Raw genomic sequence first — 19,961 nt, 5'->3', positions numbered from 1 at the left:
GAGTCGAACCGGTGACCTTCCCGCCCGCAGGCGGGACGCGCTAGCCAACCTACCTTCAGGTAGGGGCATAAAAAAACCCCGCATTTCTGCGAGGCTTCTTTAAAGCGTGGAGGAAACCAGAGTCGAACCGGTGACCTTCCCGCCCGCAGGCGGGACGCGCTAGCCACCCTACCTTCAGGTAGGGGCATAAAAAAACCCCGCATTTCTGCGAGGCTTCTTTAAAGCGTGGAGGATACCGGAGTCGAACCGGTGACCTCTTGCATGCCATGCAAGCGCTCTAGCCAACTGAGCTAATCCCCCCTCTGTCCGCTGTAGCTTTAGCGAAGGCGGAAGAACCACCTTGTCGCCACTACAACATTTAAGAACTGTCCGCCAGGCTTTTACCCCCGAACGGGTTGCAAATATAGGGAACCCGACTATTTCCCGGCACAAATTTTTTGTCGTTGCGGAAAAATATTTTCTATGCAGAAAGGAGCCCGTTCCCGGAAGGTGCGCCCGCACCAGACCCAGCCGATGCCCGGCCTGGAACAAAAGATGAAGCCGCACCCGAAAGACATCAAGGGACAGCCCGAGCGTAAGCTGGCGGGAAAGGTGGCCCTCATTACCGGCGGCGACTCGGGCATCGGCCGGGCCGTGGCCCTGCTGTTCGCCCACAACGGCGCCGACGTCGCCATTGCCTACCTGCCCGACGAGCAGGAAGACGCCGAAGTTACCCGACAGACCATCGAGCAGGAATTCGGCCGCCGCTGCCTCCTGCTGCCCGGCGACATCCGACGCGAGCGCCACTGCCAGAAGATCGTCGACGACACCGTGAAGAAACTGGGGCGCCTCGACATCCTGGTCAACAACGCCGCTACGCAGACCGAGCAGAAGTCGCTGCTCGACATCACGACCGAGCAACTGAAAGAGACCTTCGAGACGAATATCTTCTCTATGTTCTGGGTCACGAAAGCGGCGCTGCCGCACCTGAAGAAGGGCGCTTCCATCATCAACACCACGTCGGTAACGGCCTACCGCGGCTCGGGATCGCTCATCGACTATTCGAGCACCAAGGGCGCCATCCTCACCTTCACCCGCAGCCTCGCCCAAAACCTCGCGAAGAAGGGCATCCGCGTCAATGCCGTAGCGCCGGGCCCGATCTGGACGCCGCTCATCGCCGGGTCGTTCAAGGGCAAGAAGGTAGCGGAGTTTGGCTCGGACGTACCCATGGGACGCGCCGGCGAACCTTCCGACGTGTCGCCTGCCTACCTGTTCCTGGCCTCGGAAGACGGCGCCTACTTTACCGGCCAGGTGCTGCATCCCAACGGAGGCGAGATTGTGAATGGATAAAACCCGCATCCTTTTATACCAGTAAGAAAAAGCCTCCACTAGGGGGCTTTTTTGTTCCTTTCCGCACTTGGCCGCTCCGGATCCATAATGGCAAAAGCCTTGCAGGGCGGGGCTTTGCGGCGACATCGCGCCCGTTGGCGAACGCAGAACGGCTTCGGATTGAGCAGTGCTGCGGCTAAAAACGTCCCTAGTTTTGTGCTATAGAAAGCCGGATCGCCGGTGTTCACAACGACAACAACCATTTGCTGTATTGCTTGCTCATATGAGGTTGCCTGCTGTATGTCCATTTTGCAACCTTAAAATGAAATACACATGAAAAAGCACATTCAGTCCAGCAAGTTTGCCCGCACCACCCTGTTTTTAGCGGCCCTGCTCTCCGCCACCCTGAGCCTGCCGGCACAGGTCATCGCACAAGGCCCCGAAGACGGCGGCACGCCCGATGTAAGCATCATTCCCGTTACCTCGCCCGACGGCCGTCCTACCTTCCAGGTGCGCATCGACAAGCGCGACCAGGAAGCTATGGAACTTTCCATCGCCGACACGGAAGGTGAAGTGCTTTTCTCCGAAACGATCCGCGGCGCGCACTACGACCGCTTCTTCCTCATCGACATCCCCAGCCCGAATGTAAAGCTCGTGTTGCGGCTCGGCGCCCGCAAAGGAACCCGGAAACAAACCTATGAAATCGATACACAGCTGCAGCAAAGCACCCATGTGGCGGTAGCCAGCCGTTAACAGCCGTTGCGCCTGTACCCGGGTTTACCCGGATACAGAAAGCCCCGCCGATGGCGGGGCTTTCTCTTGCGCGCCGGCGCAGTTCAGGGCACCAGGAACGGCAGGCTTTGCACGGAGCCCTGCCGGGGCGTTACCAGCAGCAGGTACCGTCCTGCCGCCAGCGGGCGCAGGGCGAGGCGCTGCAGGCCGCCCTGTAATGTACCCGCAGCCACGATGCGCCCTTGCCCGTCGGCGATCTGCCAGGCGGCGCCGGCCGTGGCCGCATTGTCTACCAGCAACGCGCCTTGTACCGGGTTCTGCAGGAGGTGCACCGCTCCGGCACCCTCGCCGCGCAGCGTTACTGTTACCGAATAGCGGAAGCGACCGTCGCTATCCACCTGGCGGAGCCGGTACAGCGCGAGGCCGGCAGGTGCCGATGCATCGGTGTATGAATAATAGCGCGGCGCTATACTGTTGCCGGCAGCCGCTATGGTGCCGATGGCAACAAACACGCCACCGGGCAGGGCACGCTCCACGATAAAATGATCGCTGTTTTGCTCCTGCGCAGTAGCCCACTGCAGCTCGTTCCGATCGCCCTGGCGGTTGCCGCGCACGTATAACCAGCTCACCGGAAGCGACCCCGCCGTCGTGGCAGCACTCATCGTCAGCACGTCGCTCTTGAGGTATACCGGCGCATCCACACCGTTGTATTCAACGACTTTAAAATGATACACGACGCCCGGCGTCAACCCGGTGACGGTCACGCTGTTGCCGGTGCCGGCGAACACCACGTATTCACCAGCCGCCAACTGGGGTCCGTTGCCGAAGCGGGCGTCGGCACTGTATTTTGTGAGGTCCGACGGATCGGCCACGGGAGCCGCGCCCCTACGTGCCAACACGATCCGGCCGCTGCCGCTGCCGCCGCTCCAGGCCAGTTGCATCGTGGTCGCCGTGGGCGTCAGGACGGGTGCGGAACTTTTGCTGGCGGGCGCCGTGGCCGTGCTTCCGGAAGCGGCAAGCGTCAGGCTCTGCGCGTACACGGATGTGGCCCCGGAGCCGTTGTATTCCACCACAGCAAAGTGGTAGGTAACCGAAGGCTCGAGCCCGGTAATGGATACGAAGCTACCTGCGCCGTTATACACAACGCGATTGCCGCTGCCCAGGTCGGTGGCGCTGCTGAAGTCGGCATTGCCGGTATACCCCGTTCCGTTTACCGGTACGAAGTCCACAGCGGCCGCCTTGCGGGCCAGCACGATCCGGGAAGCGCCGCCACCGGGGCTCCAGCGGAAGGTCAGCTTGTTTCCGTCGGCGTTCTCTACCAACGGCGCGGTGGCGCCGGTGGCCGGTGCTACGATAACGCTGTTGGTGGTAAAGGAAAAAGTAGCCGCCGGTTTCAGGTAAACCGGACCGGTCGTCCCGTTGAATTCAAAAGCTGCCACGTGGTAGGTCACGCCGGGCTGCAGGTTGGTCACATTGAACTGGCCCGAATTGCTGTTGGAAACGGCGTAGTTGCCGTTGCCCATATGGCTGCCCGATGCATTAAAGAGCGACGTTGCGTTGTACACCTGCAGGTCGGCAGGCAACACATCCACGGCGCTACCCGCTTTCATTACAAAAAGACGCGAGGTGCCGCTACCGAGGCTGAAGGCGATCGTTGCCGTTGTCGTAGAAATACTGTTGGTGCCCGTAATGTTCGTTTGCGTCACGGGCGCCGAATAGGTAGCACGCGCCGCCGCCAGCCAGGAGCCGGTGGTCACGAGGTAGTCGGCGCTGCCGGCCGTGGCGTTGTATTCCACAACGGCAAAGTGATAGGTCGTACCGGCATCCAGGCCACTCACGGTGACGGAACTGCCGCTGTTGTTAAAAACCACGTATTCGCCGAGGCCGTTGCCCATCTCGGAACCTTCGCCCCAATCGGCATCCGCGGTGTAATCCACCGCGTCTGCCGGCAGGGTGCTTACGGGTGCGCCCTTGCGGATGATCACGATGCGCCTGGCACCGTCACCGTTCTGCCAGTCGATGCGCAGGCGGTTGCCGTCGATGGTGGGAAAAGTAGGATTGGTGGGGCCGGCGGCCGGCTCATTGGGAATAGTGAACTGCGTGCCGCTGCCCGCTCCGTACACCGGCGCATTCGTGCCGTTGAGATCCCAGCTGGTTACGTAATACACGTGGCCGGGCAGGAGGTTGCTGATGTTCGGCGCACCGCCGTTGCTCTGGCTGTGCAGCAGGAAAGTGCCGGGCGCCACGAGCACGCCACTGCCGTAGGCCGAAGTGGAGCTGTTGTACTTCACGAGGTCCTGGGGTGTCCACGTGATCGGATCGTCGCGGCGGATGGCCATGAGCCGATACGTACCGTTGTTGGCATTCACATTTCCGAAGGCGAGCTGCGCCGTGCTGCCCGTAACCGACGTGGCCGAGATCGTACGGTTGGAGGTGGGCGCCAGTGCCGTACTCTGGCTCTTATGCACCGTAGTGTTGAGGTAATAAGTGTTGTTGGCCGCATCGGCATCGTAGCTGAATACGGCGAAGTAATAGGTGGTAAACTTTTCCAGCCCCGTGACGGTGACACTGACACCCGTGCCCGCGCTGACCACGTATTCGCCGGAGTTCGGCACCCATTCAGCGGCAGCTGTGCCGAAGGCCGCATCGGCTGTGTAGGTCTGCCCGTTTACCGGGAGGTTGGCGACGGCGCTGCCTTTTTTCACTACAACGATGGTGCGCGAGCCGTTGCCGCGGCCCCAGTTCGTGCTGAGGGCATTGCCGTCGATGGTGCCGAAGCTGACGCCGCCGCTGGCTACGCTCGGCCCGGCGTTGGTGCTCACGCTCTGGCTCACACCAGGGGTTTTGTACACAGGCGAACTCGTGCCGTTGTATTCGAAAACCGCGAAGCTGTATGGGGTGTTGGGCTCCAGGTTGCTGATGTCGGCGTTGGACGTATTGCCCTGCGACCCACTGGTGGTTTTGTACACCACGAATGTCTCAGCATCGAGCACAAACGAGCTTCCCACCGAGGAGCCGAAGGAGCTGTTGTAATTGTACGCCTTCAGGTCTTCGGGCAGCGCGGTGACAGACGCGCCTTTGCGGGCCACCACAATGCGACCGGTGCCACTGCCATTGGTAAAGGTCACGCGCACCGAGTTGCCCGTTACCGTATTCACCGAGGTGATGGTAGCGTTGGTGACGGGGGCCGACTTCGTGGTAACGAATTTGTTGGCGGGCGTCACGTTGGAGTAATCGGGGTTGGGCGTACCAACGGTGCTGTATTCGAATACGGCCACGTAGTAGGTGGTACCCGGCGTAAGTCCGGTTACCGTAATGTTGCCCGAAGTGCCGCGGTATACCACCCATTCGTTGGGAGCCGTAAAGGCCGCGGCCGAAGCCAGCGAAGCATTGCTGTTGGTGGTGGAGGCATTGTACGTAACCCCATCCACCGGTGTGCCGGTGATATCGCTGCCGGCTTTGATCACCACGATGCGCCCGTTACCGGAGCCGGTGCTGAAGGTGAGGTTGAACTGGCCGCCATCAATATTCGCGGCGGGAAATTGAACGTTCGACGCCGACGTAGCGGGGTCAGTGGCGTGCACGCGCAGGAAGGCGAGCACTGCCACAAGAAGCAGGCTTGGTTTCATGTTGCAGGGTTTAAAGCGGAGCAGCAACAAGGGTGTTTTTCCAGGTCGGCGCACCGTATAAATACGGTACAGGCCCGGGGATGCGACTGTTCCGGCGCTGCAAAAATGCACCTGCCTGCGCAGCGGCAAACAGCATCCCGCACCAACCGCGCCGGGTCAGCGAATGAATTGGGAGGAGGGCCGCCCCAATTGTCGGAGCGTAATCCTAAACCGGCAGGTCGCGCAGCAGCGCCAGGGCGATGCGGAGGGAATGCAGGTGCAGCAGCGGCGCCTGCGTTTCGTTGTCGGAAAGCAACGTCACATCGAGCACGAAAGAACCGCCTTCCCGTGGCGGCGCCGTTTGCGCCAGCCAGGTGCGGCAGCCTTGGGCCAGCGCGCAAACGAACGGTCCGCCAGGTCCGGCAGCCGTTTCCTTGCACCCGGCAGCGGGCGCAAAATCACTTTGCTCTTCAAACTGTCGCAAAGGCAGCAGCAGCACGGGCAGCTCAACATCCGGCAACACACCCCCGGCAGCTAACGGGTATCGATAGCTGCAGCCTACCCGGATCAGGCAACTGCCGAAGCCGGCCGGCAGCAGCGTGCGGAACAATGCTTCCAAAACCGCGTCCAGCGTCCAGGGTCCCTGACCTGTCATCCAACTGGCGGCCCCGATCGTCTCTTGCTCATCCAGGGAGGGAGCTACCGTGTGCTTGAAGGTAACGAGCGGTGTATCGAAGACAAATTTCGGGTTCAAAGCGCGGCCTTCCACCTGCTCGTTGCGGCGCATGCGAAGAGTGGCCGTGGCCTGGCGGTTCATGGGTACTCGGAGCCCGTCCCATACCAGTTGCCGCGAAAGCGTTCGTGCCGCTTCGAAAGAAAGGTCACCGGCACCACCGGCAAAAGTCCAGCTGCCTGGTTGGTCGGCGACGGGCCGGCTTTTATAACCAGGAATCTCCACCTGCAGCGAGAGTGCAGCGGCTCCCCCCTTTGCCGTCACTTTGAGTGTGCCGTCGGCTTCTCTGCTTTCCGCTATGGAAAACGAATATTCGGGACTACCCGTTTGGTCCGGAACGATGCCGGCACCGGGTTGCGCGGGCCAGGCAGCGACGACATCGGCGGCCAGCCGCACAAAGGCCTCCAATGCAACCCGCGCCATGCGCAGCGCTTCGGGCGAAGACGCTTCTTCATCAGGCTTTTGGAGAAAATTTTCGATATCGGCCTGCACCTGCGGCTGGCAGGTGTTGAAGCAGGCCAGGGCTTCAAAAAAAGCGCCACCCTGCGTGCGGGGTGCTACCGCCGACGGAGCCAGCGGCCGGTCCAGCTGAAGCGTTGCATAGAAGCGGTCCTGCGGCCCTTTTTCGTGGCCATAGGCCAGGGCGTAGCGCCAGGAACAGGCGCTTGCGACCGACAGTGGCGCCAACGGGCCGGCCAGGGCTTGCTGTTGGTGCAGGGCAATGGCGGAGGGATACACGCGTTGCGGAAGCGGCAGGATCGTTTCGCCGGGCGCCAGGTGCAAGGGGTTGAAAGGAGCAGCACCTGCCGGTTTGTTCAATAAACGGAGCCAGGCGATAGCGCCCGTTCCACCGGCACTTTGGAGCCCGATGTGCGTCAGGTCATGAAGGGGCGCCACTGCCGCAGACGATCGCGTAACATCGGCGGGCGGTGCCAGGAGCAGCGCCAGCCAGGCTTCCTGTCCCAAGGGCCGCAGGGGCAGTTGCCAATGGTGGGGAGCGTGGTTCGTTAAAAAGCCATCACCCGGAACCTGACGCGTACCGGCCAGCCAGGCCTGCGCGCCATCGGGGAAGTTCCCTCCGCCAGTGAATGGGTAAGTTATCACTGCGTCATGAGCAGCCGACAGGCATTCCTCCAACCGCAGGCGCAACGCTTTGCGGGCTGAAGCCAGTGCATCCGCCTCCGGGGTTTCGTCCCCATAAACGGCTTCGTGCCCAGCAGAGAGTAACTCGGCGAGCCGCTCGCGCAGGGTACTGTATTCGTTAAAGAGGGATGCATCGCAGGCGACAGCCAGCCTTTTCCGCCCCGCCCCATCTCCCATCACCCGGTCCAGCGCATCCAGGAAATTATTCGCCCACACGTTGCCGTCGATCGCCGAAAACCTGCCTTCAACGGTCGCTGGCAGCAGTCCTTCGCCCGGTACATAAACGGGCACATTCACGGCACCCGATAAGAGCAGGCGCAATAGTGGCGGACGCATCAGGGTGGGCGCAGGCGCCCCGATTTCTACCCAGGCATCGCGGCTGCGATCGGTGCCCAGGCGCAGTACCCAGAGCCCCCCGAGCTCGCCATCTGTTGATCCTTCCGGAACACCGCCCGTGGCGGGCAGCAGCGTTTCCGCTTCACGGGCGGGAAACGCCTCCGCAAAACCGGCTGCAAAAAAACCCCAAAGCGCTTCCGCCTCCACAGCGTCCGCATCTATCCTTGGCAAAATCGCCATTGAAGAAAGCGGCTCCTGTATTTCTACGGAAGGCTCACCATCCTCCTCCGCCGTGGTAACACTACGTTCAACTGACACCTGCAGCTCAAACAGCGATGCCGCGTTGGCGGCACCGGCGGCCACCTCCCAGGAAAGCAGCAGTGCTCCGGGCGCAGTTCCTGCTGCTTCCCGCGACACTTCTTCCAGGTAAGCAACGATCGAACGAAGAAAGCCGGCGATCTGTTCCCTGTGGCCGACGGCAAAGGGCAGCTCCGTTTCGGGATTGAGGGTGGAGCGCAGGTGGAGCACCGCTTCCGCCTGCTCTTCCCATTGGCGCAACCGGGCAGCATAGGTCTCGCTATCGCGATCGGCCTGCTCACGCCACATGGTGTCTGTAGCGGCGTCGTAGCGGCTAACATCGAGGCGGAAGGAAAGGTTCAGGCGCGGGCCGGCGCTGTAGTGGTAAGTGAGGTCCATACCCGGCCAGGTATCGAATGCAGGCACCGCAGCGGGCGCCGTTGCGGAGGATGCTCCTTGGTTCATGCAGTTAGATTGTCCGGAAAAGGTAGCCATATCTGCCCAAACGCAGAACGGAAGGTCAGAGCGTTGCCGTGTCGGGCTGCGGCACGAGCGCGTTGGGAAGGCGAACTTCGATGCGGCAACCCGCGCCGGGGCGGCTTTGCAGCGAGCAGGTGCCTCCGAGGCTTTCGGCGCGCGTAGTCATATTGGTCATGCCGATGCCGGCGCGGGCGCGGGCGGGGTCGAAGCCGGCGCCGTTGTCTGTATACACGAGGCGAAGGCCACCGTCGTTGGTGCCTTCAATGTGAATGAATGCTTCCTGCGCACCGGCGTGCTTCACGGTGTTGTTCAGCGCTTCCTGGATGATGCGGTACAACGCCAGGTGTGCGTCCTGCCGCACCGGGAGCGGCTCCATACCCTCAAAGCGCACGCGCAGGCGGCCGGTGAGGTTAATGGATTCGGCGAGTTCGGCCACCGAGTCGTGGAGGCTGATCTTACCCAGCGTCGGTGCCGACAGCCGCTTGGAAAGGCTGCGGATCTCGTTGATGGATTGCTGTAAGTATTGCGCGGCGCGGCGCAGGATCAGCTCCCGGTCGCCGATGCCGTCGATCGCCATTTCGTTGTGCAATTTTACGGTGGTCAGGATCTGGTTGACGTTGTCGTGCAGTTCGAGGCCGATGGCGGTACGCTCTGCTTCCTGCGCCTGGATCACTGCCTCCATCACCAGCTTCTGGCGCCGTGCTGCTTCGGCGTCGAGCTCTTTTTGCTGGCGCCGGATGCGGATGTTGAGGGCCTTTACCTTTTCGAGGTTCTGCTGGTTGCGCCGGTAGCCACGCAGGATAAACCAGAGCAGGAGGCCGCCCAGTACGATCACTGCCGCCAGCAGCCCGAACACGATGCGGTCGAAGCGACGGCTTTTTTCAAGCATCGTTACGTGCATGTCACGCTCTTTGTCGCGGATCTGCCGCGATACGTTGACGCTCGCCAGCACCCGTTGCACCGCGTTGAGCGAATCGCGCAGCGCCTCGGCGCGGCTGTAGTAGGCCTGCTCCGAAAGAGCGTCGTCACTATGGGCCGCCAGCGCGGCGCGCAGGTCGTTCCACTTTTGCTCGTTCACAGCATCGGGGATCGTATCAAGGGCGCGGCGCGCCGTGTCGAGCTCGGCGGCCATTGCGGTGTAGCGGTGAGTGATGCGGTACAGTGATGCCAGGTTGAGGCGCACGCCCTGGCCGAAGCCGGGGTCGGCGGCAGCCGGCGCAATCAGCGCCAGGCTATAGCGGAGTAGGGGCTCCGCCGCGGCATAGTTGCGTAACTGCAGCCAGGCGGCGGCGCGGTGGCCGGCAATAACACCCCGGATGCGCTGCATCGATAGCGGGCTGAGGGAATCGCGGTGCGCCTCGGCGTAGCGCAGTGCCTGGTCGAAATAGGCCAGGGCCGAATCGGGGCGCTGCAGACGGAGGTAGCAAAGGCCGGTATTGCTCAGGATCTCCTGTTGCTGAAGGGCGATGGCACCACTGACCCGCCCGCAGGTGGCCTGCTCGGTAAATGCCTCCCTGAAAAAGCCGGCCGACTGCTCGAAGGCCTGCTGGCGATACAGCACCATGGCGATGGCATAGGTATACGCGCTCCGGTCGCAAAGCGGCAGGTAGCGGTCCGATTGGCGCTTGGCGCGGAAATAAAGCTCGTTGGCCTGCGTGTAATGACCAAGGCGATAGGCCATATCGCCGGCAAAGAGGAGGTAGCCCAAATAGGTCTTCGGGTAGTGGCGCTGCTCTTTTTCCGAAAATCCGGCCAGGGCCGAATCGAGTGCAGCGAAGCCCGCCGCCCAGTTATGTGTAAAAAAGAGGTGGTAATTGGCACTGATCTCGAACGGTATGGAGCGGCTGAAAGGCGTTTCGGGCGCCAGGTGCCGGAGCGAATCGTATTGCTGCCGGATGTACCCCGTGTGCCGCAGGCTGTCGATGGAGCGATAGCCGGGAACCAGGGCGGCGTCCCACCAGCGGCGCTCCCCCGCTTCCGTCGTTGGGCTTTGGTGCTTCCGGTCGCAGGCGGCAGACAGGAACAGCAGGGCGGCGAGAAGCCAAAGGACGGACGTGGAGTTTTTTTTCACAGGCTGGTTGCTCCTGCGAAAATACCATTATTTAAATATTTTGCCATATATCCTCTGGCGGCGGCCCCATTGCAGGCGCAAAAGCAGCAGGCCCAGCAGCGCCGACAACGTGGAAGCCAGCAGGATGCTCAGTTTGGAAGCCGTTACCAGCGCGGGGTCGTCGAAGGAAAGGTTGGCAAGGAACATCGACATCGTAAAGCCGATGCCACCGAGGAAGCCGGCAGCCACGAGGCCGCCCCAGTTAAGGCCTTCCTGCAGGCGACCGAGGCCCAGGCGCAGCAGCAGCCCCGTGAAAAGCAGGATCCCCGTCACCTTGCCCAGGAAAAGACCCAGCATAATGCCCAGCGCATTGCGGTTTCCGAGCGCCGTGAACCCCTCGGCGGGCAGCACGATGGCGGTGTTGGCCAGCGCGAACAGCGGCAGGATGCCAAAGGCCACGGGGCGGTGCAGCCAATGCTGCAGGCGGAGGGAAATATTCCGTTCGTCGCGTTCGTGGAAAGGAATCGCAAAGGCCAGCAGCACCCCCGCCAGCGTGGCATGCACCCCCGATTGCAGGAGGCAGTACCACATCCCAACGCCGGCCAGCAGGTATATCCAAAGGAAGCGCACCCGCAGGCGGTTCAGCAGCAGCAGCCCCCCGAAGATGCCCAGGGCACCCAGCAGGTAGCCGACGCCCAGCTTTTTCGTATAAAAAAAGGCGATCACCAGCACGGCGCCGATGTCGTCGATGATGGCCAGCGCAGCCAGGAACACTTTGATGGATACGGGCACCCGTTTGCCCGCCAGCGACAGGATGCCGAGCGCAAAGGCAATGTCGGTGGCCATGGGGATGGCAAACCCGCTTTGCGTGGGCGTGCCCCGGTTGAGGGCGAAGTGCACGAGCGCGGGCACCAGCATGCCGCCCAACGCCGCCGCCAGCGGCAGCACCGCCTTACGGCGATCGGACAGCTCCCCCACGTAAAGCTCGCGCTCCACCTCGAGGCCCACCATGAGGAAAAAGACCGCCATCAGCCCGTCGTTGATCCAGCCTTCCACGCTGCGGTGCAGCGCTCGCGGCCCGACGTCAACATGCACCAGGTGCAGGTAGCCTTCCGCGGCGCCTGTGTTGGCCAGGAAAAGCGACACGACCGTGCAGCACACGAGCAACAGGCCGGCGGTCTTCTCGCTGTGAAAAAAATCGGCAAACAGTTCCTTGAGCGACTTCATACGGGTGGCGCCAAAGATACAGCCCAGCCTGAGGGCCTTGTCGGATTATGTCGTAACATAGCGGCACGCCGTTAAAAGACGCACCTCCCGCCATGCCCATTAAGCCGTTCCTCCGAACCCTTTCCCTTGCCTTCTTTCTGCTCGCCGCTACGCGCCCGCAGGCGCAGACCGAGCCGCCCTTCTGGAACGATATCCTTGCCTTCAAAAAAGCCGACAGCGCAGCGAAGGCGCCCGAGCATCCCATCCTGCTCATCGGCTCTTCGTCGTTTACGCGCTGGACGGACGTGCAGGCGGCTTTTCCCGGCTACCCGATTCTCAACCGCGCCTTTGGCGGCTCCACGCTCAAGGACGTTATCCGGTATTCGTACGACGTGGTCCTACCCTATCATCCGAAGCAGGTACTGATCTATTGCGGGGAAAACGACCTCGCCTCGGCCGACAGTATTTCTGCGGAAGAAGTGCTGCTGCGCGTTAAAACCCTGTTCGCCATCCTCCGCACCAACCTCCCCGACGCGCAGCTCTCCTACGTGTCGATCAAGCCGAGCCCGGTGCGGGCATCGATCCAGCCGAAGGTGCGCGCGGCCAACCGCCTCATCCGGAAATTCATACGCCGGCAGCGCAACGCAGCCTTCATCGATATCTACGACGCAATGCTCGACGCCAATGGAACGATGCGCGAGGATCTGTACGTGGGCGACCGCCTGCACATGAAGCCCGAAGGCTACACGATCTGGCAGCGCATCATCGCACCGTACCTGCGTCCGTAAGCAATCGGCGGACGGCTTCGAAGAAGCGTCGATCGTTCAGAATACCTACAGAATTAAGTAGCAATTTTGTGCACGAAATGCAACCTGTGAAAGCGAAGCTACCTGTACTGTTTCTCCTGTTTTTTTTCGTGCAGACCGTGTATGCCCAGAAAGCGGTATCCCTGTCGGGCACTGTAGTCGATGACGCCAGTGGCGCTCCGATCGAATATGCAACCCTTTCCCTGTACGTTAGCGGCGAATCCAAACAACCCAAAAACGGCACGACCAGCGATGCGCAGGGCCGCTTTACGCTGACGGGCGTAGGAGCCGGCGACTACGAGTTACTTGTGGAATCGATCGGGTACCAGGCGCACCGGACAGGGCCAATCTCGTTGGGCGCGCAAGCTGTACTCGACCTGAAAACGATTCGCCTCAGGAAGAGCGCCAAAACGCTCGAAACGGTCGTGGTTACAGCACAGGCCAGGCTCGTTGAAAATAGAATCGACAAGCTCGTATTCAACGCCGAAAAAGACCTGACGTCCCAGGTTGGCTCGGCTACAGACCTGCTGCGCAAGGTGCCGCAGGTGTCAGTAGATGCTGATGGAAACGTGTCGTTGGCGGGCAACTCCGGCATCCGTTTTCTCATTGACGGCAAGCCATCGTCAGCCTTTGGCAGTAACATCGCCGATGTGCTGCAAACGATCCCTGCCAGCCAGATCAAAAGCATTGAAGTAGTCACTACACCCGGCGCCCGCTACGATGCCGAAGGCCTGGGCGGCATTATCAACATCATCTTGAAAAAAAGCACTGCCAGGGGCATGAACGGATCGCTTTCGCTGACGGGCGGCACGCGCATGGAAAACGGATCGCTCAATGTCAATGCCCGCCGTGGAAAGCTGGGCGCCAACGCCTTTGTAAGTGGCAACCTGCGTCCTGATGTTGCTACACCCGCCAGTTCGCTGCGCCGCGCAGCAGACGGTACCGGCACTACGATCCTTCGGCAGGAAGGGGGCGGTGAGATCCGACGCTACGGCTACCAGGCCGGTGCCGGCTTCGACTGGTCGCCTGGCACCCGCAACAGCTTTAGTGGCAACCTAACCTTTAACCGGTTTGGGTTTTCAGGCAGTAACCGCTATGAACAGGCACAGGAAAGCTTCGACAGCAATGGCGCTCTTACGGGCGGTACCTACCAGCGCTCAAACGGCAGCTCGCTCTATCGATTTCACGATATTGATGCCGGGCTTGTGTACAAGCGGAAATTTGCGCGCGAGGATGAAGAGCTCGACATCGAAGTGAACTCGAGTTTCGGCAGCCGCTTCTCGTCGGCGGAAAGCCGCCAGTACCTGAAGGCAACCGAGGCCTTGGTATTTGGCAACAACGGTGACAATCCAGGAACTGAAAACCAATCGGAGCTTGAGGTCAACTATACGCTTCCCTTACGTGAGAAGGTACAGCTCGGCTTCGGCGGCAAGGGTAGTTTTACTTCGATCGGGAGCAATTCCGGCGTAGATCGCTTTCAGCCTGCCACCGGCACTTTTGCGCAAGATGCATACCTCTCAAACAGCCTTCGCTACCGGCAGCAGGTTTATGCATTGTATGCTGAAGGCAGCTTTCCCCTGGCAAAACGGCTGGAAGCCAAGTTAGGAGCCCGCTACGAACGCACGGATGGCAGCTCCTATTATTCCAACGCCCAAACGAATCAACCATTTCGTGGCTATAACACGTTAGTGCCTTCGGTATTCTTCCTCCGCCGGCTTGGTGAACGGCAACAGCTTAAGCTGAGTTATGCCCGTCGGATTGAGCGCCCCGATTACCGTGACCTCAATCCCTTCATCAATACAAGCGACCCCAAGAATTTCACCGGTGGCAACCCATACCTTTTGCCCGAAATCGGCGGTCGTTACGAGCTAAGCTACACGAACGAATTCAGCAAAGCCGGGTCGGCCACACTCACTTTTTTCTACCGGACAAACAACCACGACATCCAGCCATACACGGCGTTTTATTCCAGTCTGCGCGTTGGCGATACATTGTACACCAACGTTTCGCTCAGCACGCGGGAGAATATCGGCCGGGAAAATAATACGGGTATCAACCTGTTTGCGGACCTGCGACCCACGACGAAATTCAATATCCGTGGTAATGCCTTCGTATTTCACCGCCACATTCTCAACAGCATCGATGCCGGTGCGAACCTGAGAAGTTGGAACTACCGTTTCAACATCAACACGACTTACCAGTTCGCGTCGTCCGTCGTTGCGGAATTGTTCGGCAACTTCAATTCAGCGCGTAATGAAGTGCAGGGGCGCTACCCCTCATGGACTACGTACACCTTTGCGCTTCGCAAACAATTCTGGAACAAAAAAGGGAGCCTTGCCTTTGTGGCCACCAATCTCTTTTCGCGCTATTCAGACCAGCTTACCGAATTGCAAGGCATAGGTTTCGAACTTTCGAGCCTGCGCCAAATCCCCGTGCGCTCGATCGGCGTCAACTTCACCTGGAAATTTGGAAAGCTGGAATTTAAAAAAGAGAAAGAAGAAAGCAACTCGGGCAACCCAGGTACTATCGAATAATCAAAAAACCAACGATCAAAGTAGCAAACCACGCAGGCAATACACATGCTCACGGGCCGTCACCAGCAAGTCCTTTCCGCCGGCACCGCCCCAGCAGCAATTGGCGGGAACTTTTTCCAGCCCGATGAGCGCCAGGCGCGCTCCCTCCCGGTTCAGCAGGAGCAAGCCTTCTTTCGTACACAGCCACAGGTTGCCCTGCGGGTCGCACTTGAGGCCGTCGCAGTTTTCTTCGGCAAGCGTGCGCTGCAATTGCAACGTGGCCACATCGTATGCGAGCAGTTTGCGCTCGGACGGTTTGCTCGAACATACGTACAGCGTACGCTCATCGGGCGATAAACACAGCCCGTTGGGATACCGGTACTCGCTGCAAAATGCGGTCAACGCACCTCCGCGCCAGCAATAGAATGCGGCACCCGGCTGGCGCAGGTCGGGACGCAATTGCTGGTCCTTTAACCCATACGGAGGATCGCTGAAAAACACGGCGCCGTCGCTGCTGACGACGATATCGTTTGGACTGTTAAAGGGCTTTTCGTTGGGCGATGCGAGAACCGTCTCCAGCTTTCCCTGGTAGTAGCGGGCCACCGCGCCGTTGCCATGCTGGCAGATGTACAGCCGGCCGGCCGCATCGTAAGCCAGGCCGTTGGAACCGGGTTGACCGGAGAGAAAAGTCCGGTCCGCGATCGTACATCCGCTGTCCCGTATAAATACGGTTCTCCGGCCAGGCCCGTCGATCCGGCAGATCAGGTTTGCGGGAATGTCGCTGTACAGGTAATAGCCCTCCGGGTTCCATACCGGCCCTTCGGTAAACTCGTTGTTACCGGACCAAAGTTCCAGCCTGAAGCCGGCATTGAAATAGTTTTGCGCACCAGGATGAAACATCTTGACCATACCGTTTGGTGTTGGCTCGTGCGTAGCCCGGCGGATTCCGGACAAACACGAACATCAAACGACAAACTACAAACTTTCCACCCGTTTCAGCACTTTCGCCAGGTCGATTCCCTTTCCCAACACGGGCTTGAAGAGGTCCCCCATTTCCTGCACCCGCTCAAAGACGTTGTTCATATGCCAGGTTTGCGGCGTGAGCCCCGCTGTTACCTCCTCCCAATGCAGCGGTGTGCTGACGGGCGCGCCGGGCTTGGGCCGCAGCGAATAGGGTGCGGCGGCGGTTTGCGTTTCCGTGTTTTGGAGGAAGTCGAGGTAGATGCGGTTGGGGCGTTTGGAAGGACTGCGTTCGAGGCTGGTGAGATCGGGAAGCTCGCGGTGCACCAGCGTCACGATGAGCTCGGCCAATTGCCGGCTTTGCTCGAACCGGTATTTGGCGCCCAGCGGAATTAAGATGTGAATGCCCGTGGAGCCCGAGGTTTTGGGATAGCAGGCCGCCCCGATGCTGTCACACACCTGTCGCACCACCTGCGCTGTTTCGATCACTTTGTCGAAGCCTACACCTTCCGGGTCGAGGTCGATGAGGCACCAGTCGGGGTACTCCCAGCGTTCGGTGCGCGAGTGCCAGGGGTGCAGTTCAATGCATCCGAGGTTGGCCATGTAGATCAGCGTAGCTTCGTCGTTGCACACCAGGTAGTGTACATCCTTTCCCGTCGACTCGCTGAAGTCGGTGTGCGTCGGGATCCATTCGGGGATCTTACCCTTCATGTCTTTCTGAAAAAAATTGGGACCACTGATGCCGTTGGGGTGGCGGTGCAGCGATTCGGGCCGCCCCTTCAGGTAGGGAAGTATCCACGGTGCCATCCGCAGGTAGTAGTTGATGAGGTCGCGCTTCACCAGTCCGTCTTTCGGCCAATAAGGCTTGTCCAGGCTGGTGAGGGTGAGCGTGTGTTTATTCAGCGTCAGCTCCACTCCTGTTCCCTCTGCCGCGGCCAGTTGCCGCGCGGGCCCGTCTGCGGATTTCTTCGCCGGCTTCGCTGCGGTCTTCTTTGCCGGTGCCGACTTCTTAGCGCGCGGCGCCGCTTTTTTTACAGCCGCCCTTTTCGGAGCTGCTTTCTTAGGGGCTGTCTTTGCTGCTTTGGCGGGAGCCGCTTTCTTCACCATGGCTTTTGTCTTTTTACTGATCTCGATGTGCACGTCTTTGGGTTTCTTGTCGCTGCGCAGGCCCATGTAGATGGGGTGCCGCGCAATGCCTTCCCGTGTCCACTCGGTAAACTTGATCTCACACACCAGCCTGGGCTTCACCCAGGTCACGGGCATGTTGGCTTTCGGGCAGGTTTTAAACGGGCAGCGCTCCGTGGCCAGGGGCTGCATGCGATGGTACAAGTCTTCGAGGCTTTTCTTCGTAAAGCCGGAGCCGGAGTGGCCCACGTATACCAACTCGTCGTTGTGGTAGGCCCCGAGCAGGATCGCCCCGAAGAATTTGCGCGTGTTGCGCGGCTGCGTGAAGCCGGCAATAACCACTTCCTGCCGCTGGTTCACCTTGATTTTGAGCCAGTCGGCAGACCGGGCGCCCACCGTATAAATACTGTCGGCGCGCTTTCCCATTACTCCTTCGAGTCCGTGCTTCAGCGCTGCCTTAAAGAAAGTTGTGCCTTTACCCAGCACATGGTCGCTGTAGTGCAGCACTTCGTCTTTCTTGGGCAGTAGCGCCTCCAGCAGCGCCTTGCGTTGCAGCAGCGGCACCGCTGTAATATCGTAGCCGGCCACCCACATAATGTCGAAAATGTAGTAACGGAGCGAGACCGGTGCGTTCTGCCAGTTTTGAAGTAATTGGAAGTTGGCGCGCCCGTGCTCGTCCACGGCCACGATTTCACCGTCGAAGATGGCGTCGAAGGGCAGGCGGCGCAGGGCATCGGCAACGGGTGGATACTTTTCCGTAAAGGGTTTCTCGTTTCTCGAAATGAGCTCCGTGCTTCCGTCCTGCACATATCCCACCGAACGGTAGCCGTCCCACTTGATCTCATACAGCCAGGCCGGGTCGTCGAAGGGCGCGTCGACGAGCGTAGCCATCATGGGCGGAAGGAGCTGCGGCATCGGAGCCTGCTTCGCCAATGCGAAGTGCTCGCCAAGGAGCGCTTTGAGGCTAGGGGATTTACGGGCAGCCTTCTTAGAGACAGGCTTGCTATTCTTCGCCACGCTTTCCCTCGGAGCCGAAGCGGCCTTTTCCGCATGCACTTTGACGCCCGTGCCAGCGGCATCTTCGGGTGTCGCCGCGATCTTCTTCGCTTCCTTTTTCGTTGCCTTTTCCTGTTCGGGATGATTGGGCGTCGTTCCGTTCGCGAGCGCTACTTCGGTGATCGTTTTACCAGACTTTACGGAGCGGTCTTCTTCGGTAATGTCGCGGGTGGAGGCCGTTGTGTCGCGGCTTTTGAGCAGCAGCCAGGCGCGCTCGTCCTTCATGCGGCGCAGGCTGTAGGCGCCTTTCAGCTTCTGTCCTTCGAGCACAATCTTCATGTTGCCCGCCTGGAATTGCCGGCGCAGCTCGGCTTCCGTAGTTCTACGGTCCGCCCCTTCAAGTCCGAAAGCTTCATAGGTGCCCTCGTCCCAAACGATCACGGTGCCGGCACCGTAGTTTCCTTCGGGAATGATGCCTTCGAAAGTGCGGTAGTCGAACGGATGATCTTCCACGTGCATGGCCAGCCGCCGGTCGGCCGGGTTCAGCGAAGGCCCCTTCGGCACCGCCCAGCTGAGCAGCACGCCGTCGAGTTCCAGGCGAAAGTCGTAATGCAGATGCGAGGCGTCGTGCTTTTGCACTACGAAGCGCAGCGCGCCTTTCGACGATTTGCGTTTCCCCTCCGGCTCCGGCGTTTCGTTGAAGTGCCGCTTTTCTTTATACTTCTGCAGGCCCATGTGGGATGAAACAAAAAGCCCGTGCCAGAAAGAGAAAGGAGAATGACTGATGTAGGATCTCGGAAGTAGGATGTCTGATCCCGGATGTACGTAAAACAAAAAGGGATCGCGTTGCGATCCGTTTTCACATCAGCCATCCGACATGCTATGCTCGTTTTTTGCCCTTGCCTTCGAGGCTTTGCTTCAGCACTTCCATGAGATCTTTTACGGTGGCGCTGCGCTCTTCGGGCTCGGCAATGCGGATGTGCTTGCCGGCGGCTTTGGCCTTGATCACTTTTTTAAGCGAGGCAGTATAATCGTCTTTGAAAGCGGCCGGGTCGAACCTTTCGGTAAGCTGTTCGATCAGTTTGAGCGCGAGCTGCAGCTCCTTTTCCGCCACGCGGCCGCTTTCCTGCTGGGGCACTTCCTTGATCTCTTCATCGTAGCGCATCTGGTCGAGCAGCAGCAGTCCTTTGTAAGGCTTTATGGCACATACGTGCTCGCGGTTGCGGAGCATGAATTCTGCGATGCCCACCGTGCCGGCTTCTTCCAACGCCTTCACGAGGAGGCGATAGGTTTTTTCACCGCCCTTTGCGGGCAGCAGGTAATAAGGCTTTTCGAAATAAATCGGGTCGATCTCTTCCGCTTTGACAAACTGCACGATGTCGATCGACTTCGATTTCTGCGGGCTCGCCTTTTCGAAGTCTTCATCCTCCACGACCACGAACTTGCCCTTGGCATATTCGTAGCCTTTGACGATGTCTTTCCAATCGACTTCCTTCCCGGTCTTTGTGTCGATGCGCGCGTATTTGATCGGCGCCATATCTTTCTTCGCCAGCATATGCAGGGGCAACTCCTCCGACTGCACGGCACTCTGGAGCTTTACCGGGATGTTGACCAGTCCGAACGAGATCGTGCCGGACCAGATGGAACGCGCGGTTGCCATAGGAACCA

Annotated in this window: 11 protein-coding genes and 1 tRNA gene; 4 read left to right on the top strand and 8 right to left on the bottom strand. The window is 60.0% G+C overall.

Annotated elements, in window-relative coordinates; translation table 11 throughout:
* Positions 1 to 226: 226 nt before the first annotated feature.
* Positions 227 to 300: transfer RNA gene (locus E0486_RS12330), tRNA-Ala, on the bottom strand.
* Between the two features lie 162 nt (positions 301 to 462).
* On the opposite strand from E0486_RS12330, the gene E0486_RS12325 reads away from it, so the two are divergent.
* Positions 463 to 1,329, top strand: a complete 867-nt coding sequence (locus tag E0486_RS12325) for an SDR family oxidoreductase (RefSeq protein WP_131852487.1) — start codon at positions 463 to 465, stop codon at positions 1,327 to 1,329.
* A gap of 312 nt (positions 1,330 to 1,641) precedes the next feature.
* On the top strand, positions 1,642 to 2,061 hold the full coding sequence (locus E0486_RS12320; RefSeq protein WP_131852486.1) for a hypothetical protein: 420 nt from the start codon (positions 1,642 to 1,644) through the stop codon (positions 2,059 to 2,061).
* An 83-nt stretch (positions 2,062 to 2,144) separates the two neighbouring features.
* Here the strand turns inward: E0486_RS12320 and E0486_RS12315 are convergent, their stop codons facing one another.
* The 4 genes from E0486_RS12315 to nhaA all read right to left on the bottom strand — a co-directional run bounded on the left by E0486_RS12315 (position 2,145) and on the right by nhaA (position 11,914).
* Positions 2,145 to 5,669, bottom strand: a complete 3,525-nt coding sequence (locus E0486_RS12315; RefSeq protein WP_131852485.1) for a beta strand repeat-containing protein — start codon at positions 5,667 to 5,669, stop codon at positions 2,145 to 2,147.
* Positions 5,670 to 5,874: 205 nt separating this feature from the next.
* Positions 5,875 to 8,622 carry a hypothetical protein gene (locus tag E0486_RS12310; protein WP_131852484.1) on the bottom strand — a complete coding sequence of 916 codons (2,748 nt, stop codon included), beginning with the start codon at positions 8,620 to 8,622 and terminating at the stop codon, positions 5,875 to 5,877.
* 55 nt (positions 8,623 to 8,677) lie between these two features.
* A complete protein-coding gene (locus tag E0486_RS12305; protein WP_131852483.1) occupies positions 8,678 to 10,708 on the bottom strand; it encodes a tetratricopeptide repeat-containing sensor histidine kinase in 2,031 nt (676 codons plus the stop codon).
* 27 nt (positions 10,709 to 10,735) lie between these two features.
* A complete protein-coding gene (gene nhaA / locus E0486_RS12300) occupies positions 10,736 to 11,914 on the bottom strand; it encodes a Na+/H+ antiporter NhaA (protein ID WP_131852482.1) in 1,179 nt (392 codons plus the stop codon).
* Between the two features lie 92 nt (positions 11,915 to 12,006).
* On the opposite strand from nhaA, the gene E0486_RS12295 reads away from it, so the two are divergent.
* Together E0486_RS12295 and E0486_RS12290 are read left to right on the top strand one after the other, a co-directional pair.
* Positions 12,007 to 12,681 carry a GDSL-type esterase/lipase family protein gene (locus E0486_RS12295; protein ID WP_131852481.1) on the top strand — a complete coding sequence of 225 codons (675 nt, stop codon included), beginning with the start codon at positions 12,007 to 12,009 and terminating at the stop codon, positions 12,679 to 12,681.
* Positions 12,682 to 12,818: 137 nt separating this feature from the next.
* Positions 12,819 to 15,233 carry a TonB-dependent receptor gene (locus E0486_RS12290; protein ID WP_165917311.1) on the top strand — a complete coding sequence of 805 codons (2,415 nt, stop codon included), beginning with the start codon at positions 12,819 to 12,821 and terminating at the stop codon, positions 15,231 to 15,233.
* 15 nt (positions 15,234 to 15,248) lie between these two features.
* On the opposite strand, the gene E0486_RS12285 is transcribed toward E0486_RS12290, so the two are convergent.
* The 3 genes from E0486_RS12285 to ku all read right to left on the bottom strand — a co-directional run bounded on the left by E0486_RS12285 (position 15,249) and on the right by ku (position 19,953).
* On the bottom strand, positions 15,249 to 16,121 hold the full coding sequence (locus tag E0486_RS12285) for an SMP-30/gluconolactonase/LRE family protein (protein ID WP_131852479.1): 873 nt from the start codon (positions 16,119 to 16,121) through the stop codon (positions 15,249 to 15,251).
* A 66-nt stretch (positions 16,122 to 16,187) separates the two neighbouring features.
* A complete protein-coding gene (gene ligD / locus E0486_RS12280) occupies positions 16,188 to 19,028 on the bottom strand; it encodes a DNA ligase D (RefSeq protein ID WP_131852478.1) in 2,841 nt (946 codons plus the stop codon).
* Between the two features lie 145 nt (positions 19,029 to 19,173).
* Positions 19,174 to 19,953: a non-homologous end joining protein Ku gene (ku, locus tag E0486_RS12275; protein WP_131852477.1), complete on the bottom strand. Its 780-nt coding sequence runs from the start codon at positions 19,951 to 19,953 to the stop codon at positions 19,174 to 19,176.
* Between the last annotated feature and the right edge of the window lie 8 nt (positions 19,954 to 19,961).

Origin of the sequence: Flaviaesturariibacter aridisoli (assembly GCF_004343705.1) — a bacterium.
In the GTDB taxonomy this organism is placed as follows: Bacteria; Bacteroidota; Bacteroidia; order Chitinophagales; family Chitinophagaceae; genus Flavisolibacter; species Flavisolibacter aridisoli.
The sequence above is the reverse complement of the archived record's forward strand: the minus strand, read 5'-3'. Positions and strand labels throughout refer to the sequence as shown.

Coding starts and splice junctions, on each gene's coding strand:
- E0486_RS12325 (WP_131852487.1), top strand. CDS start 463: ATGCAGAAAGGAGCCCGTTCCCGGAAGGTGCGCCCGCACCAGACCCAG.
- E0486_RS12295 (WP_131852481.1), top strand. CDS start 12,007: ATGCCCATTAAGCCGTTCCTCCGAACCCTTTCCCTTGCCTTCTTTCTG.
- E0486_RS12310 (WP_131852484.1), bottom strand. CDS start 8,622: ATGAACCAAGGAGCATCCTCCGCAACGGCGCCCGCTGCGGTGCCTGCA.
- E0486_RS12315 (WP_131852485.1), bottom strand. CDS start 5,669: ATGAAACCAAGCCTGCTTCTTGTGGCAGTGCTCGCCTTCCTGCGCGTG.
- ku (WP_131852477.1), bottom strand. CDS start 19,953: ATGGCAACCGCGCGTTCCATCTGGTCCGGCACGATCTCGTTCGGACTG.
- ligD (WP_131852478.1), bottom strand. CDS start 19,028: ATGGGCCTGCAGAAGTATAAAGAAAAGCGGCACTTCAACGAAACGCCG.
- E0486_RS12285 (WP_131852479.1), bottom strand. CDS start 16,121: ATGGTCAAGATGTTTCATCCTGGTGCGCAAAACTATTTCAATGCCGGC.
- E0486_RS12320 (WP_131852486.1), top strand. CDS start 1,642: ATGAAAAAGCACATTCAGTCCAGCAAGTTTGCCCGCACCACCCTGTTT.
- nhaA (WP_131852482.1), bottom strand. CDS start 11,914: ATGAAGTCGCTCAAGGAACTGTTTGCCGATTTTTTTCACAGCGAGAAG.